Annotated in this window: 12 protein-coding genes; 2 read left to right on the top strand and 10 right to left on the bottom strand. The window is 61.2% G+C overall.

The window, feature by feature from the left end; all coding sequences use genetic code 11:
- Positions 1–48 precede the first annotated feature (48 nt).
- From ACNKU7_RS13970 to ACNKU7_RS13925, 10 genes are all read right to left on the bottom strand, one after another.
- Entirely contained in the window at positions 49–954 is a 906-nt protein-coding gene (locus ACNKU7_RS13970) for a septal ring lytic transglycosylase RlpA family protein (protein WP_418297606.1), read from the bottom strand.
- A gap of 139 nt (positions 955–1,093) precedes the next feature.
- A complete protein-coding gene (mltB, locus tag ACNKU7_RS13965) occupies positions 1,094–2,083 on the bottom strand; it encodes a lytic murein transglycosylase B (protein ID WP_418297605.1) in 990 nt (329 codons plus the stop codon).
- A 108-nt stretch (positions 2,084–2,191) separates the two neighbouring features.
- Entirely contained in the window at positions 2,192–3,337 is a 1,146-nt protein-coding gene (gene rodA, locus ACNKU7_RS13960) for a rod shape-determining protein RodA (protein WP_418297604.1), read from the bottom strand.
- Entirely contained in the window at positions 3,330–5,231 is a 1,902-nt protein-coding gene (gene mrdA, locus ACNKU7_RS13955; RefSeq protein ID WP_418297603.1) for a penicillin-binding protein 2, read from the bottom strand. Before mrdA ends, rodA begins: the two co-directional genes overlap by 8 nt.
- A gap of 337 nt (positions 5,232–5,568) precedes the next feature.
- Positions 5,569–6,045: a 23S rRNA (pseudouridine(1915)-N(3))-methyltransferase RlmH gene (gene rlmH / locus ACNKU7_RS13950; protein WP_418297602.1), complete on the bottom strand. Its 477-nt coding sequence runs from the start codon at positions 6,043–6,045 to the stop codon at positions 5,569–5,571.
- Positions 6,046–6,073: 28 nt separating this feature from the next.
- Entirely contained in the window at positions 6,074–6,436 is a 363-nt protein-coding gene (gene rsfS, locus ACNKU7_RS13945; protein ID WP_418297601.1) for a ribosome silencing factor, read from the bottom strand.
- 33 nt (positions 6,437–6,469) lie between these two features.
- The gene (nadD, locus tag ACNKU7_RS13940; RefSeq protein ID WP_418297600.1) at positions 6,470–7,117 is read right to left on the bottom strand and encodes a nicotinate-nucleotide adenylyltransferase; all 648 of its coding nucleotides are present in this window, start codon (positions 7,115–7,117) and stop codon (positions 6,470–6,472) included.
- A gap of 287 nt (positions 7,118–7,404) precedes the next feature.
- Positions 7,405–8,652, bottom strand: a complete 1,248-nt coding sequence (locus tag ACNKU7_RS13935; RefSeq protein WP_418297718.1) for a glutamate-5-semialdehyde dehydrogenase — start codon at positions 8,650–8,652, stop codon at positions 7,405–7,407.
- 164 nt (positions 8,653–8,816) lie between these two features.
- The gene (locus ACNKU7_RS13930) at positions 8,817–11,474 is read right to left on the bottom strand and encodes a DUF2339 domain-containing protein (RefSeq protein WP_418297599.1); all 2,658 of its coding nucleotides are present in this window, start codon (positions 11,472–11,474) and stop codon (positions 8,817–8,819) included.
- Between the two features lie 69 nt (positions 11,475–11,543).
- Positions 11,544–12,119, bottom strand: coding sequence for an LON peptidase substrate-binding domain-containing protein (locus tag ACNKU7_RS13925; protein ID WP_418297598.1), 576 nt, complete (start codon positions 12,117–12,119; stop codon positions 11,544–11,546).
- A gap of 153 nt (positions 12,120–12,272) precedes the next feature.
- Between ACNKU7_RS13925 and ypfJ the strand changes: the two genes are divergently transcribed.
- Together ypfJ and ACNKU7_RS13915 are read left to right on the top strand one after the other, a co-directional pair.
- Positions 12,273–13,172: a KPN_02809 family neutral zinc metallopeptidase gene (ypfJ, locus tag ACNKU7_RS13920; protein WP_418297597.1), complete on the top strand. Its 900-nt coding sequence runs from the start codon at positions 12,273–12,275 to the stop codon at positions 13,170–13,172.
- Between the two features lie 67 nt (positions 13,173–13,239).
- Positions 13,240–13,521 carry a peptidylprolyl isomerase gene (locus ACNKU7_RS13915; RefSeq protein WP_418297596.1) on the top strand — a complete coding sequence of 94 codons (282 nt, stop codon included), beginning with the start codon at positions 13,240–13,242 and terminating at the stop codon, positions 13,519–13,521.
- Positions 13,522–13,673: the final 152 nt, after the last annotated feature.

The following is a 13,673-nucleotide window of genomic DNA, read 5'->3' as shown; positions in this document are numbered from 1 at the left end:
GGGAGCAGTAGACCTCCGCGCCTTATGACGGTTCAGTCGCATCCGGCGTTATTCGCCGGCGTCGACAACCACCTGGGGCTGGCCAAAGGACTTCTTCTCGATCGATTCCCGCAGCGAAACCAGCGCACGCTGCTGGGCAATGGGCCCAATGCGCACCCGGTAAAGACTCTTACCGCCACTCTCAACCGGACTGACGGATACAGGATAGCCGAATGCAGCGGCCAGTTGGGTGCGAACCTCTTCCGCCTGGGATGCGGAACTGTATGCGCCCACTTGCAGGAAGGTATTGGCCGGCAGTTTAAAGCTGGCGTCCTGCGGCAGCGCCTGTCGCGCGGCGGCGTCCTTTTCGATCGCCAGAGTCTCCGAAGCCGAGGGCAGGGCTGCCGGATCCAGTGCCTCGACCACAACCCGCGCCACGCCCTTATCGATATAGCCGAGCTTTTGCGCGGCAGTGTAACTCAAATCGATGATCCGGCCCGGTACAAAAGGCCCGCGGTCGTTCACGCGCACGATGACACTGCGGCCATTGTCCAGGTTGGTGACCTTGGCGTAGCTCGGCAACGGCAGGGTTTTGTGCGCCGCGGACATGGCGTACATGTTATACACCTCGCCGTTTGCAGTCTTGCGGCCATGGAACTTGGTGCCGTACCAGGAGGCCTGCCCCTTTTCCCGGTAGCCTTTAACGCCCTTCAATATCCGGTATTTGACGCCATTTACCACGTAAGGCGATTTGTTGCCGGCAACCCCAATAGGTTCCCGCACGGGTGTGACTTCCGGAGTGGCCATCATATCCACAGGGACGGCAGGGCCGCTGTCTCGCACCTGGTCAAATGGAACATCACTACCCGCTGATTTGTCACCACCCTGCCCCTTGGGCGAGAGCGGCACCGTGGTACAGGCACTGAGCAGAGCCAGGGTGCATACCGCCCCCAGCGTAGAAATTTTCTTATACATGACTTTCCCCCGGACAGCCCCAAAAAAACGGGCCGCAACCGTGCATTATCTAACCGGACTATTTCGCAGATATCCGGACTATTTTCATGATCAGAGATGAATCAATTCTGAACGCCACAAACCGGTAATCCCCCGGGCGTCAGGAACGCCCCCCGCGGGCCTTGATGATTTCCTGACCCAGTTCGTATACCGCCATGGCGTAGAGGCGGCTGTGGTTGTAGCGGGTAATTACGTAAAAATTGTTCAGGCCAATCCAGTACTGCTTGCCGTTGTCTGTCTCCAGCGAGAACACATTGGCCGGCATGTCTTTCGTCACCTGCGCAGTGGTCGGAAACCCCTTCTCTTCCAGCTGCCCCACCGTCCACTTGGGTTTCAGGTCGTCGTTAACCACCGTCATATCGGCATTCGGGCGCGGCTCGGTAATCACCGCAATCGGCTCGTGCGGCCGCCAGCCGTGCTCCACAAAGTAATTCGCCACACTGCCGATGGCATCTTCGGTATCGGTCCAGATATCAACGCGGCCATCACCGTTAAAATCGACCGCGTAGTGGCGGTAGCTGGACGGCATAAACTGTCCAAAACCCATGGCGCCGGCATAAGAGCCCTTCAGGGAAGTCGGGTCAATTTTTTCGTCCCGGGTCAGCAGCAGGTAATTTTCCAGTTCTTTGGTGAAAAACTTGGCGCGACGGGGGTAATTGAATGCAAGCGTGGACAACGCATCAAGCACCCGGTAACTGCCCATATTGCCACCGTAGCGCGTCTCCACACCAATAATGGCCACAATCAGTTCCGGCGGCACGCCGTATTTTTCCTGGGCCGCTTTCAAAGCTTCCGAATTCTTGTCCCAGAAATCAACACCGCCACTGATGCGGGTATTGCTGAGGAAGATCTTGCGGTATTCATACCAGGGCTTGGCTTTTTCCGCGGGGCGTTTGATCGCCCGCAGAATGGAATCCTTGCGCTTGGCTTCGCGCATCAACAGGGTCAGCTCATCGCGGTTGAAGTTGTGCTCGGCGGCCATGTACTCGACAAAGGCCTGGGCCTGGGCATTCTCTTCGTGGCCCTGCTCCTGTGCGCAGGCACTGAGAACCAGCCCCAATCCTGCCATCAATCCTGTGGTCCACTTCAACGCAACCGCTCCTGTTTTCATAGAGTGCTTTCCAACTGCTGGGGAATTATTCGTTTCAATCTGAAGCTGTGACTGCAAGCGCGCCAAAAAGTGGCACTTCACGGCAATTTAAAACAGCACTCTGCGCTTTTCCGTACTGATGGCCATCAATATCCCGAAACCTGCCATCAGAGTAATGACCGAAGTTCCGCCATGACTGACCAGCGGCAAGGGCACCCCAACAACCGGCAGGAGGCCGGACACCATACCGATATTCACAAAAACATAAACAAAGAATGTCAGGGTAATACTGCCCGCCAGCAAGCGGCCAAACACGCTTTGGGCCATGAGACTAATATAGATGCCCCGCGCGATAATCAATAAATACAGCAACAACAATAGCAATGCGCCGCGCATGCCCCACTCTTCGGCCAATACCGCAATAATGAAATCGGTATGGCTTTCCGGCAGGAAATCCAATTGGGACTGGGTGCCCTGCATGTACCCTTTTCCACTCCAACCGCCGGAACCGATCGCCGCCTTCGACTGGAAGATATTCCAGCCCGCCCCCAGGCGATCCGCATCCGGGTTAAACAGGGTCAAAATGCGCTGCCGCTGGTAGTCCCGCAAGCCCCATTGCCACATCGGCCAGGCCGCTGCCAGCGCCGCCACCACGGCGCTGCCGATCATCTTCCAGCTGAGACCGGAGAGATAAAGCGCAAACAGACCGGAAGCGGCGATCAGGATCGAGGTGCCAAGATCCGGCTGGCGCACAATCAGGGCCGCCGGTACCGCGACAATTACGAGCGCGCCAATGACGGAAAACAGGGACGGCGGTAACGTACGGTTATGCAGATAGGCCGCAACCGATATCGGCACGGCAAGTTTTAACGCTTCCGACGGCTGAAAACGGAAACCGCCGATTTCCAGCCAGCGCTGCGCGCCTTTCGCGCCCACGCCGACAAATAACACCGCCACCAGCAGGCAGCACCCGGCCAGGTAAAACCACGGCGACCAACGGCGATAAAACTCGAGGGGGATCTGCGCGGCGATCAGCATGCCCACAAACGCCAGCCCAAGGAACACCGACTGGCGCTTGACGTAATGGATCTCTTCACCCGAGGCGCTGTACAGAATCACCAGGCCGACACTGGCCAGTACCATCAGCAAAAGCAGCAGTGGCACGTCGATATGCAGGCGGCGGGACAGGCTCGCCGGGCGGCGCAGGCTGCTGCCGGCATCCGGCAACCGGTGCATGTAATCGCGACTAGCCACGGGCAACGGTCTCCTGGGAGTTATTCAGGTTCAACGGCGGGTGCCAGGCGGTGTCTTCCAGCGGGCGCGCCATCCATTCGGCAAAGACTTCCCGGGCCACTGGCGCGGCCACCAGGCCACCGCCCTCGCCGTTTTCCACCAGAACCGACACCGCGATCTGAGGATCGTCGGCCGGCGCGAAAGCCACAAACAGGGCGTGGTCGCGGTGGCGCTCTTTGAGCGCTTCGGAATCGTAACGCTCACCCTGGGCAATACCCACCACCTGTGCGGTACCGGATTTGCCCGCCACTTTGAAATCGAGCCCGGCACCGGCGCGTTTACCGGTACCGTGGGCGCTGTACACCACGGCTTCCATCCCCTTGAACACCAGATCCCAGTATTCAGGCCTGGCTTCAACGTGATGCAGTACTTCCGGCGGCTGCTCCACGCCATCCACAGCCATCACCACCTGGGGACGGAAATGGCTGCCGCGGTTGGCGATGGTGGCGGTCATAACCGCCAGCTGCAGCGGCGTCGCCAGTACAAAGCCCTGCCCGAGCACCGCATTGAGGCTGTCCCCCGGGAACCATGAGGTTCCGCGGGCGCCGCGCTTCCACTCCCGGGACGGAAACAGCCCCGGACGCTCCACGGGCAGGTCGATTCCGGTTTTGTCCCCGAGCCCAAACCGAGTGGCGATGTCGTGCATGCCATCGATATTCCAGCGCGCGGCCATGTCCCAGAAGTACACATCACAGCTCTGCGCCAGCCCCTGGATCAGATCCACATGCTTGCCGTGGCCCCAGCGCTTCCAGTCGCGGTAAATACGTTTATCGTTGGGCAGTTTGAAGAAGCCCGGGTCAGCGACCTTGGTATCCGCAGAGATGACCCCGGCCGCGAGGCCACCGAGTCCCATCATCGGTTTCAGGGTCGAACCCGGCGGGTACTGGCCCTGCAGGGCGCGGTTGAACAGGGGCACATCGAGGGAGTCACTCAGCGCGCGGTAGTCGGCAAAGCTGATGCCGGTCACGAACAGGTTGGGATCAAAGGAGGGCTTGCTGACAAACGCCAGTACACCGCCCGTCTTGACGTCGATGGCAACTACCGAGCCACGGCGGTCGCCCAGGGCATCGGTGGCGACCTGTTGCAGGCGGGTATCCAGGTGCAGGGTCAGCTCTGAGCCCGGCTTGGGGTCGTGCCGCTCGAGTACCTTCAGTACCCGGCCGCGGGCGTTGGTTTCGACGTTTTCAAAACCGACCTCCCCCAGCAGCAGGTCTTCGTAGGAGCGCTCCAGCCCTACCTTGCCAATACTGAGCGTGCCGCGATAGCGGCGCACATCTTCTTCGGTGAACTGCTGCAGTTCCCGGTCATTGATTCGCCCCACGTACCCGACACTGTGGGCAAACAGGTCGCCCTTCGGGTAGTAGCGCACCAGCTCCGCTTCCACCGACACACCCGGCATGCGGTACTCATTGACGCTGATACGCGCAATCTCTTCTTCGCTCAGCCGGTAGCGCAGGGGCACGGGCTCAAACGGCCGGCGACGCGGCAGGCGGCGGTTGAACTTATCCACATCGCTGTCTTCGATCTCGACCAGCTGACCCAGCAGTTCCAGGGTCTCATCGAGGTTTTTCACCCGCTCACGGACGATAGACAGGGTGTAACTGGGGCGGTTGTCGGCCAGCAGCTCGCCGTTGCGGTCGTAAATCAGGCCACGGGTTGGGGGTACGGGGCGAACCTGGATCCGGTTCTGGTCCGATTGGGTACGGTAGCTTTCGTAGTTCACAACCTGCAGGTTGTAGAAACGCACAACCAGTACCCCCATCAGCACCACGACGCCAAGAATGGCCACCAGCATACGATTGCGGAACAGGCGCTGCTCGGTGTGGTGGTCTTTGAAGCGCAGGTTTTCGGACATGAATTCGGTTCGGGCGCAGATCAGGTTAAGGTTGCCGATGTGTCAGGCACATCGTTCGTGGCGTAAAAATAACCACGAAGTGTACACAAGTTTGCGGCGGTACGGAGCACCCCAATGCAGTCAATCCCGCGACGGATTCGTCAATTTCGCAAACACGCGTGAATTGTCAACCGATTGCCAGCAGCAGGTTAGCCGCCACCGCATTTCTGACAAAGGCAGATTCAAAGAGTTCTCGGGACTGTGCCGGAGATTCCCTCAGGGCGATTTACACAAACCCGGCTGTGGGTAACGGCAGCAATGGCAGGGCGCCACGGGGTACTGAACGCCGCAGCGCGTATTATTTGTGGTACGGGTGCCCCGCCAACAGCGTCCACGCACGGTAAAGCTGCTCTGCCAGCAGGACTCGCACAAGTGGGTGCGGCATGGTCAGCGCAGACAGGGACCAGCGCTGACTGGCGCGACTCAGGCAATCCGGTGCCAGGCCATCAGGCCCGCCAATCAGCAGGCTGACGTTGTCCCCGGACATCTGCCAACCGGCGAGCTCCCGGGAGAGCTGCTCGGTACTCCACGACTTCCCCTTCACATCGAGGGCAACCACGTGATCCCGTGGCCCGAGGGCCGCGAGCATGGCTTCGCCTTCTTTCTGGCGGGCTTTCTCCACCAGCGCGGCGGAGTTTTTCTGGCCGCGGTTGCCGAGGGGGATCTCGACCATTTCCAGGGTCAGCTCCCGGGGCAGGCGCTTGGCGTACTCCTGGTACCCCTCCTGCACCCAGGATGGCATCTTGCCGCCGGCGGCGAGTATTCGGATTTTCATCAGCGCACCCGGTTCCGGTTCAACACGATCAGTCCTGGTGCGGGTCGCTGCCGTCCGCGTTTTCGCGGGTATTCGGGGTCATGGACCAGAGTTTTTCCAGGTCGTAGAAGGCGCGGATCTGGGCCTGCATGACATGTATTACCACGTCACCGTAATCCACCAGCACCCATTCGCCAGTGTCCATGCCTTCCACACCGATCGGGCGAATACCGGCCTCTTTGCCATCTTCCACTACGTTGCTGGCCAGGGATTTCACCTGGCGGTTGGAGGTACCGGTACAGATGATGAGGGTTTCCATCACGTCGCTCAGTTCGGAAACATCCAGGGCAACGATGTCCTGTCCCTTGAGGTCTTCCAGTGCGTTTACGGCAATTTCTTTGATATCAGTCATAACACCTTGATCCGGGCCATACCGGCCCGCTAGTTAACTCCGGTAGAGTCGATGAGTTTCAATGTAGTCGAGTACACGTTCCGGCAGCAGATAGCGCGGCGAGCGCCCGCTGCGGATCAGTTCGCGTACCCCGGTGGCGGAGATCGGCAGCAGGGTCTGCTCCCGGATCAGAATCCGCCCGGCAGGCTCGCTGGCGAGCTCTGCCATATCACCGCGATGCTGCGCCACCAGCTCGGCCACCTCCCCTTCACGGGGAATGTGCCAGCCGGGGCGTGTGACCACCACCAGATGAGCGAGGGTCAGCAGCTTTTCCCAGCGGTGCCAGCCCGGCAGGCCGAGCAGGGAGTCCAGTCCCATACAGAAGCTGAGCGAAATCTTGTCGCCCAGCTCACTGCGTAATTCTTCCAGGGTGTCCACGGTATACGTGGCCCCTTCCCGGCGCAGTTCCCGGTCGTCGAGCATCAGCTCCGGGCAGTTTTCCAGTGCCAGCGCCAGCATGTCGTGGCGGTCAGCCGCACTGACCTCGGGTTCCCCCCGGTGTGCCGGCTGGTGTGAGGGCAGCAGGCGCATTTCGTCGAACCCGAGCACTTCCTTCAGCTCCAGCGCCATACGCAGGTGGCCGAAGTGAACCGGGTTAAAGGTTCCGCCGAACAGGGCGATGGTTTTCATTTTCTGAGCCACTTGGCCCTCTGTTCTGTTGGATCAGACGCGAAAATTTTGGCTTCCCAGTGCCGGGGAGCATTCGCGCCAATTTCCACCGTCCCAATTCGTGTCAAGCTAACGAGCACCACATGACTTTCCGCGCAGGTGCTGATACCGGGTGCGGCTTTGTGAGACCGTCTGCGGCCAGGACGGCCGCAGCCGAGCCCCCATGGATGGGTTCACGGCGTGTCTTACAAAGCCGCACCCGGTAGCAGTACCGCCACCAAACTCCATAAAAAACGAGCTCTAGTATCACTAGAAATCCGTTATTCCCGGATTTGCCCATCCCCAAACACAATCCACTTCTGGGAAGTCAGCCCTTCCAGCCCCACCGGGCCGCGGGCGTGAATTTTGTCGGTACTGATGCCGATCTCGGCACCCAGTCCATATTCAAAGCCGTCCGCAAAACGGGTCGAGGCGTTCACCATCACCGAGCTCGAATCCACTTCGGCGAGGAAACGCCGCGCGCGGGTGTAGTCTTCGGTCACGATGGACTCGGTGTGCCCCGAGCTGTACTGGGCAATGTGATCCATCGCCCCGTCCATATCCGCGACTACGCGGATGGACAGCACCGGCGCCAGGTATTCCGTGGCCCAGTCTTCCTCAGTGGCCGCCAGAGCCTGGGGCAGGATTGCCCGGGTCTTGTCACAGCCCCGCAGTTCCACGCCTTTTTCAGCATAGGCCGCCGCCAGCTTCGGCAGAAACTCCGCCGCTACCGCTTCGGCCACCAGCAGGGTTTCCATCGCATTGCACACCCCATAGCGATGGGTTTTTGCATTCAGTGCGATATCAAATGCCTTCTTCGGATCCGCACGGTCATCCAGGTACACGTGACAGATGCCGTCGAGGTGCTTGATCACCGGCACCCGCGCCTCGCGGCTGATGCGCTCGATCAGGCCCTTGCCGCCGCGCGGCACGATCACATCGACATATTCCGGCATCGCGATCAGCGCGCCGACCGCGGCGCGATCCGTGGTATCCACCACCTGCACTGCAGTTTCCGGCAAACCGGCTTTGTTCAGCCCCGCGGCAATACAGGCAGCAATGGCACCGTTAGAATGCAGCGCTTCGCTGCCGCCGCGCAAAATGGTCGCGTTGCCCGATTTCAGACACAGGCTCGCCGCGTCGATGGTCACGTTCGGACGCGACTCGTAAATAATGCCCACCACACCCAGGGGTACGCGCATCTTGCCCAGCTGTATGCCGCTCGGGCGGTATTTGAGGTCGGAGATTTCTCCCACCGGGTCCGGCAGCTCGGCAATCTGGTTCAGGCCTTCGATCATGCCGTCGATGCGCGCATTGTTCAGCTCCAGGCGATCCAGCAGCGCGGCATCCAGGCCATTGTCGCGGCCATTCTGCATGTCTTTGGCATTGGCCGCGGCCAGCTCGTCACGGCGGGCATCCAGCTCCGCGGCGATGGCCTTCAGCGCCCGGTTCTTGGTTGCGGTATCGGCACGTGCCATCAGGCGTGCAGCGGCGCGCGCGGCGCGACCCATTTCCTGCACTCTGGCGATGGTGCTCTCTGCGTTCACTTCCTGCCTGGCGGCGGGCGCACTGGTACTGCTCACGAACTCTCTCCTTGAAAACCCTAGAAGGCAAAACCTCTGCCTGGAACCCCTGAAGGCGACCCGAAATTTCGGGCCGCGCAGTATACATTAAGCGGACGCGGAGATTGCCCCTAATGGGCAGAATTTCGCCCATGTCCACTGAGTTTTTGGTGCAAATAGGCGATTCCCAGCAGCGCCAGCCCCAGCCCCATGAACGAAGCCACCCGCAGCAAGCCCTCCAGCCCGGACATATCCACAAGAAACAGCTTCACGATCACCAGCGCCAGCACCGCCATGCCCCCCTGGTAACAGCTGCGCCACCCGCGCCAGCTGCCGAGCAGGATGGCCGCGACCGCCAGCAGCAGCCAGACCACGGAATAGGTATACAACTCGCCGGTCAGCGCCGGCTGGCTGATGCGGATATTGCCCTGCCAGAGGTGCCGGATCTCCAGAGACACCCAGACAAAACCGGCCGCGGACGCCAGCAGCGCCGCCGCCCTGCGCACCGCCGGCAGATAATAGCGGCTGGCCAGGAATGCCAGTAACGCCGGCCCGGCAAAGGCCGGCAACAGCAGGTTCCACAGCGGCCGTTCGCTGACGGCCCGCCAGGCCCAGCCATCGCTGTCGGCCACCGCCACCAGCATGCGCACATAGGTTGCCAGGGCAACAAACATCAGCACGCGGCCATAGACGTCGTACCAGCGGGCAAAACTGCCACTGACCAGGCTCTTGCGGTAATAGACCATCCCCAGCCCTGCAAACAGCCATACATTGACCACCGCCTCCCTGAAGCTGAACTCCGCCGCAAACGCGTTGCCGTCGTACAGCCAGTAACGGCACTCCGCCCACAGCGCCAACACCGTCAGGTGCAGGGCGGTCGCCTCCGCCCAGCGCCCCAGGTTCACATAGGCCGAACCAGACACCGGCAACAGCAGCCGCGCCGCCAGCCAGGCACAGAGGGCCGAGCCACCGTAAGTCCACAGCGACCAGTGCGTACCCGGGGCGTAAGAGAGCAGCCAGGGATTCAGGGAGAGCCGAATCACCACCAGCAGCAATATGCCCTTCAGCAACCAGCCCAGCCCCGGAACCTCAAAGCGGCGGATTATCCACGCCAGCGATACCGCCTGCAGCGCCAGCGCCAGCGTCAGGCTTGCCTGCTCCAGCCACAGGCAGGCGGCCACGCAGTAGCCAAAATGGCCGGCCGCGAACAGCCACACCACCGCCGCCCTGGGCCAGGATTTACCCACACCGAGACTCCCCAGATACAGGTACACCGCGCCCAGAATCGCCGCAAGCAGAACCCACAGATACTGCGTTAGGTAATCGCCGGCCAGCAGATAGCCAAGTATCAGGGACAACAGAGGTGCCAGCACCGCCAGCGACGCCCACCAGTAACGCGCCTGTCCGTTGCGCAAATTGACCAGAGACAGTGCGGAAAACATGGCAGTGGTAGCCAGCAGGTACAGCAGAAACCCGCCCTGCTGCTCTGCCGGCCAGGGAATCAGTCGGAGTGAACTGCCTACCTGCCCGGGATCAGTGGCCACGCCATCCAGCCGACACACCAGCCAAACCGCACACTGCCCCAGCAGCAGCGCCCACGGCAGTGGTGCCAGCGCCGGGCGCGCGCGCGCCGCGAGCAGCAGAACCACCGCCAGCGGGCTCCACTGCCACAATGCATCGGGCGAAAAGCCCTGCTTGAGGATCGACAGGCACTGTGCCGCCACCACCGCCAGCAGGCTCGGCAGCAGCAGCGCCTCCCCAGCCGCAACTGAGGTTTCCCCTGCGCCGACCGCGGAGCCCCTGCGCAATAGCCAGTCCCGGGAAATGACTGCGAGCAGCAGGTAGGCGAGCACCGCCAGATAGAGCCCTCGCCAGCCATCCGCCTGATGCCCGACCAGGGAAACCAGCCACCAGCCCAGGGCGCCGGCCAGCAAACCCAACCAGAGCCAGGTGCGGTAGACGTAACGCAGCAACAGCAGCACGGAAACCGAAATGATCAGCGCGTACAGCATCGCCGCCAGCACATTGCCACTGCCGGTCGACACCAGTGCAGGCACCGAATAGGCGCCAATCATCCCGATCGCAGCCAGCACCGGCCCGTGCAGGCGCGCCATCCACATGGTGACGACGGCCACACCCGCCAGCCATGCAAAGGCCAGCCCGGGGGAAAACAATTGATAGAGATGCACCGCAGACAGGATGGCGGCAAAGGCGGTAATGGCACCGCCACCGGCGAGCGCGGCAAATGCCGGGTGGCTGCCGCCGGTTTTACGACGCAGGTATTCCGAGACCAGGTACAGCACCGCGGCCGTCACCAGCCCCATGGCCACCCGTACCCGCGGCCCGAGCAACCCCTGCTCGATGCCGTAGCGGGCCAGGAAAATTCCCGCCAGCGCAACACAGCCACCCCCGAGCCAGACCATCCAGTTGTCACGGATATGCGACCACAGCGGAGATACCGGTGATTTCACCCGGCCGCCAGCGGGTGCTGCCCCCCGCGCGATCACAGGCCGGGGCTTGGGCACACTGCCCTGCGCCGGCGGGATCGGGGCAGGGCCTGCCGGCACTGCCGCCACGGGCTCGGAAGCCGACTGGATCGGCGGCTCCCTACCGGAAGCACCCGCCCCCGCTGCCGCAGGCTGAGAAGAGCCGCTGCCGGAAAGATCCGCGCGCAATTGCTGCACCTCAGTGCGCAGGCGCCGCACCTCGAAGTAGGAAACCAGTCCGAGCAGCGATCCGCAGATCACCATTAGCAGCAGTAAAAGTCCGAAAACCAAGAAACCGTCCATGTCATCCCCAAAAATTCCCGCCGCTTACCGGCGGAACCTGAGCAGTAAAATTATTCGATCAACCAGGCGCTACTGTTTGGCCCAGCGATCCAGGTTGTCCGCAATATGCGCCAGTCGCTCGAGCGGATCCTGGCTGGCAAGCAATTCAATCCGCGCGGCATCGTCCAGCGGCAGCAGCTGCGCCAGCTGCCACGACAGCGCTTCAGCGGAGTCCACCGGGGCAAACTTCAGCGCCAGCATCGCCGCGTGCTGTTTCAGTTCATTCAGCACCGCCAGCAGGCCATCGCAATGCTCCGGGATCGGGTGGGAGTCCTCCTCATCGAGCCACTCCACCTCCGCCATGCGCAGGCCGTCCTCCTCCAAAAAGGTATCCAGAATGCGAAAGCGTGACGTCCCGGCCACATCGATATGCAGCAGGCCCTCCTCGCCCTGGCTCCAGTCAACAATGCGCACGTACAGGCCGAGCGGCCAGACATCCGCAGGCCCCACCTCGCGGCCACTGCGGATCAGCGCGACACCGAAACCGGTATCCGATTTGAGCGACTCCGTCACCAGGCGCAGGTAGCGCTGCTCGAAAATACGCAGCGGCAGGGTTACGCCGGGGAACAGCGCCATATTCAGGGGAAATAGCGGGATAAGAGACAAAGTAACCGTCCAACAATGCACAGATAAGCGACAAAGATACCACTGTGTTTACCCCGCCAAGGATAACGTCACTCCGATAAAACAAAAACTCGCGCCAGCTGTTCTAGACTTCTAACTAATGCAGAGTGCGGATGTGCAGCGAGAGGTATTGCTATGCGCTGGCGTAAAGGTCGTAGAAGCTCCAATGTCGAAGACCGTCGCGGCGAGGCATCCCCCGGCGGTGGCCTGGGCGGTCTCGGCAACCTTCTGGCCATAGCGCCCTTCCTGCTGCGCAGCAAGCGCGGCTGGCTGATACTCCTGGTCCTGGGTGCGCTCTACTATTTCGGCAGTAACATGTTCAGCGGCACCACCCACACCGGGCCACCGACTGTTGGCCCTGATGGGCAGGTACAGCCGTCGGACGCCGCCAGCGATGAGCTGGCGCAATTTGTCGCGGTGGTACTGGCCGATACCGAAGATACCTGGGGCAAGCTGTTCCAGCAGGCCGGTTCCCAATACACCACGCCAAAGCTGGTGCTGTACAACGATGCCGTGCGCTCCGCCTGCGGACTCAGTTCAGCCGCGGTGGGTCCCTTTTACTGCCCCGGTGACCAGAAGGTGTACCTCGATCTGGGCTTCCTGAATGAATTGAAAAAACTCGGCGCGCCCGGCGACTTTGCCTTCGCCTATGTGATCGCCCACGAAGTCGGGCACCACGTACAGAACCTGATGGGCACCTCCGACAAAGTGCAGCGCGCGCGGATGCAAGCGGACAAGGTCACCGCCAACCGGTTGTCGGTGATGCTGGAGTTGCAGGCCGACTGCTTCGCTGGCGTCTGGGCGTTTTACGCTCACCGCGATCGCAATATGCTGGAGCCCGGTGATATCGAGGAAGGATTGCGGGCGGCCGCTGCGGTGGGCGACGACCATCTCCTGCGCCGCTCCGGCCGTGCGGTCTCCCCCGACGCTTTTACCCACGGCAGTGCCGAACAAAGGGCTTACTGGTTCCAGCGCGGCTTTACCAGCGGTGATGTGAATCAGTGCAATACTTTTGCAGCACTGTCGGGTCAATAAACTGGCCTAGCGGCGTCTTAGCCACTAAGCTGTGCCGCACGTAAATGAATTAACCAGGGAGAATCCCGTGCCAAGAGCAACAGCCCGACACATTCTTGTTGAGAGTGAAGCCCAGTGTGAAGATCTGAAAAAGCAGATCGAAGGCGGCGCCGATTTCGGCAAAATTGCCCAGCAGTATTCCAAGTGCCCTTCCGGCCGCAACGGCGGCGACCTGGGCGAATTCGGCCAGGGCCAGATGGTTCCGGAATTCGACAAAGTCGTATTCAACGGTGAACTGAACAAGGTACACGGCCCGGTGAAAACCCAGTTCGGTTATCACCTGCTGGAAGTGACCAGCCGCACCAACTGATCCCCTCCTTTTTTCGGCCACCCCGCCGCTTCTGTTTTGATGTAGGTTGGGTGGCGGCAAACCACCCGGTGAAGCATTTCGAAAACGCTGTGAATACATCCCTGTAAGCTCCGGCGGCGACGTCCTGTCGCCGACGGTTTCGAAATACTTCA

Origin of the sequence: Microbulbifer weihaiensis (assembly GCF_048323715.1) — a bacterium.
In the GTDB taxonomy this organism is placed as follows: domain Bacteria; phylum Pseudomonadota; class Gammaproteobacteria; order Pseudomonadales; family Cellvibrionaceae; genus Microbulbifer.
Note: the sequence above shows the minus strand (reverse complement) of the source record. Positions and strands in the feature narration are given on the sequence as shown.

What these genes read in the sequence shown, in the direction of transcription:
- ACNKU7_RS13970 (WP_418297606.1), bottom strand. Translation starts at nt 954, where the DNA reads ATGTATAAGAAAATTTCTACGCTGGGGGCGGTATGCACCCTGGCTCTG.
- mrdA (WP_418297603.1), bottom strand. Translation starts at nt 5,231, where the DNA reads ATGTCCGAAAACCTGCGCTTCAAAGACCACCACACCGAGCAGCGCCTG.
- rlmH (WP_418297602.1), bottom strand. Translation starts at nt 6,045, where the DNA reads ATGAAAATCCGAATACTCGCCGCCGGCGGCAAGATGCCATCCTGGGTG.
- rsfS (WP_418297601.1), bottom strand. Translation starts at nt 6,436, where the DNA reads ATGACTGATATCAAAGAAATTGCCGTAAACGCACTGGAAGACCTCAAG.
- ACNKU7_RS13930 (WP_418297599.1), bottom strand. Translation starts at nt 11,474, where the DNA reads ATGGACGGTTTCTTGGTTTTCGGACTTTTACTGCTGCTAATGGTGATC.
- ypfJ (WP_418297597.1), top strand. Translation starts at nt 12,273, where the DNA reads ATGCGCTGGCGTAAAGGTCGTAGAAGCTCCAATGTCGAAGACCGTCGC.